The organism is Micromonospora foliorum, assembly GCF_022229015.1.
Lineage (GTDB): Bacteria > Actinomycetota > Actinomycetes > Mycobacteriales > Micromonosporaceae > Micromonospora > Micromonospora foliorum.
The window spans coordinates 1-2,259 of sequence record NZ_JAKKFF010000521.1 but is presented as its reverse complement, the minus strand read 5'-3'; the positions used below and the strand labels follow the sequence as shown (position 1 = coordinate 2,259).

Sequence of the window (2,259 nt, the reverse complement as noted above, 5' to 3'; positions counted from 1 at the left end):
CGCCGCCCTGCGCGACGCGCCCGGGCTGCTGGCCCGGTTCGGGGTCGGAGAGGCCCCGTTGGGTTGGCAGGGCACGGTGAGCGTGTGGCGCGACCCGACGGACCTGGTGGCGTTCGCGTACCGTCACCCGGAGCACCGGGCGGCGATCATGCGAACCCCCACCGCGGGCTGGTACGCCGAGGAGTTGTTCGCCCGGTTCGAGGTGCGCGACGTGGTCGGCGACCGGTCGGTGCTCGGGTGGGTCGCCGACGGCGGCCCGGAAACGGTGAAGGGTGGACGGGCATGAGGTTGGTGCGCTGGACGCCGGACGATCTCGTCCGGCGGCTGGACGACGTGGTGGCCGTCTACGGCGAGGCGATGGGATACCGCACCGACCTGCTGGAGGCCCGGCGCGGTTACATCGCCACCCACGTCCGCCGGCCGGGTTTCCGGGCGGTCGCCAGCCTGACCAGCGAGGGTCACCTCGCTGGCTTCGGCTACGGCTACCTGGGGGCCTCCGGTCAGTGGTGGCACGACCAGGTGCACCGTGCGCTGGACGCCCCCACCCGCACGCGCTGGCTCACCCACTGCTTCGAGGTGGTCGAGCTGCACGTCCGGCCACCGGCGCAGGGGCACGGTCTGGGCACCGGTCAGCTGCGCGCGCTGCTCGGCATGGCGGAGGGCGACACCGTGCTGCTGTCCACCCCGGAGGCCGACGAGCAGACCTCGCGGGCCTGGCGGTTGTACCGACGGTTCGGCTTCGTCGACGTGCTGCGCGACTTCCACTTCCCCGGCGACGAGCGACCGTTCGGCGTACTCGGTCGGGATCTGCCACTCGAGCCACCGGCGTCATGACCCGGCGGATCTCCTGGACGCTGCTCGCCGTCCTGGTGTTCGCCCAGATCTGCTACCCGCTCACCACCGGCGCCACCCGGGCCGGGCTCACCGTGGCCACCGTCGTCCTCGGCTGGCTGCTCTCGGTCGGCCACGCGCTGCTCAGCCGGGGCCCGCGGGTGGCGGCGGCGCTGGTCGCGGTGGCCACCGGCGGCGGGTTCGCGATCGAGGCGGTCGGGGTGGCCACCGGCGTGCCGTTCGGCAGCTACGACTACTCCGGCGAGCTGGGCCCCAAGTTGGCCGGCGTGCCACTGATCATTCCGCTGGCCTGGACCTGGATGGCCTGGCCGGCGTGGCTGGCAGCGGTCCGGCTGACCGGCGGCACCGCCGCAACAGCCGGCGGCACCGCCGCAACGGCGGGCGGCACCGAGCCGACAGCCGGCGGCAGCGGGCCGACGGTGCGGCGATGGGTGGCGCGGATCGCGCTGGCCACGGTGGGGCTGGCCGCCTGGGACCTCTTCCTCGACCCGCAGATGGTGGCCGAGGGCTACTGGGTCTGGCGCGACGCCACCCCGGCCCTGCCCGGCCTGGCCGGCATCCCGGTCAGCAACTACCTGGGCTGGCTGCTCTTCGCGGTGCTGATGATGAGCGCGCTGCGCCCGTTGGCCGGGCCGACCGCCGAGCACACCGACCGGCGGGACCACCCCATGGTCGCGCTCTACCTGTGGACGTACCTCTCCAGCATCCTGGCCCACGCCGTCTTCCTCGACCTGCCCGCCTCGGCGCTCTGGGGCGCCGCCGGCATGTCGGTGACCGCCGTACCCCTGGCGGTGACCCTGCTGCGTGCCGGCCGGGGCGGTGACTCCGGTCGGGAGGCCCACCAGCCACACCGCCCCGGCGTCGACGCGACCCGATGACCGTCCTGCTCGCCCTGCTGATCGCCACCGCCGCGTTGACCGGGCACACCTGGCTCAACGCCGCCCGCTGGCTGCGTCGGCCCACCGACCGGCCCGACGACGTCGACGAGCCGGTGGCCGTGCTGCTGCCGCTGCGCGACGAGGCCACCCGGGTCACACCCTGCCTGCGCGCCCTGCTCGCCCAGCGCGGCGTACCCGGGCTGCGCGTCGTGGTCCTCGACGACGGGTCCACCGACGGCACCGCCGACGTGGTCCGCGCGGCGGGGCTACCCCGGTGAGCAGCGTGACCCGGGGGTCGTCGTCGGCCACCGGGCGGACCACGTCGGCGGTGCCGTCGGTGGACCCGTCGTCGAGGACCACGACGTGCAGCCCGGGTCCGCCGCGCTGGGCGAGCGGGGAGATCGGACGAGCGTCGTGGAGGGAGAGAGTGAAGATATCGGGGGGCGCCGTAACACTAGAACATAGTATGACTGAAGAGTGTAGACGCGCGGATCGTATGCTCTACAATAGCACGTAATAGTGCAGCGTG

At 73.7% G+C, this 2,259-nt stretch carries 2 protein-coding genes and 3 pseudogenes; 4 read left to right on the top strand and 1 reads right to left on the bottom strand.

Translation table 11 applies throughout. From position 1 onward, the window contains the following. The 4 genes and pseudogenes from PSH25_RS29225 to PSH25_RS29210 all read left to right on the top strand — a co-directional run. Window positions 1-286 (top strand): annotated as a pseudogene (locus tag PSH25_RS29225) (monooxygenase); the annotation flags it as partial. Then, window positions 283-834, top strand: coding sequence for a GNAT family N-acetyltransferase (locus PSH25_RS29220; RefSeq protein WP_124817698.1), 552 nt, complete (start codon window positions 283-285; stop codon window positions 832-834). The pseudogene PSH25_RS29225 and the gene PSH25_RS29220, both read left to right, overlap by 4 nt. Further along, window positions 831-1,730, top strand: a complete 900-nt coding sequence (locus PSH25_RS29215) for a carotenoid biosynthesis protein (RefSeq protein ID WP_238662081.1) — start codon at window positions 831-833, stop codon at window positions 1,728-1,730. Before PSH25_RS29220 ends, PSH25_RS29215 begins: the two co-directional genes overlap by 4 nt. Further along, window positions 1,727-1,990: pseudogene (locus PSH25_RS29210) on the top strand (glycosyltransferase family 2 protein); the annotation flags it as partial. The gene PSH25_RS29215 and the pseudogene PSH25_RS29210, both read left to right, overlap by 4 nt. Here the strand turns inward: PSH25_RS29210 and PSH25_RS29205 are convergent. Beyond that, window positions 1,983-2,123: pseudogene (locus PSH25_RS29205) on the bottom strand (glycosyltransferase); the annotation flags it as partial. The pseudogenes PSH25_RS29210 and PSH25_RS29205 overlap by 8 nt on opposite strands. Between the last annotated feature and the right edge of the window lie 136 nt (window positions 2,124-2,259).

Bases quoted from the DNA above. Each gene is read 5' to 3' on its own strand.
- PSH25_RS29215 (WP_238662081.1), top strand. From the start codon at position 831: ATGACCCGGCGGATCTCCTGGACGCTGCTCGCCGTCCTGGTGTTCGCC.
- PSH25_RS29220 (WP_124817698.1), top strand. From the start codon at position 283: ATGAGGTTGGTGCGCTGGACGCCGGACGATCTCGTCCGGCGGCTGGAC.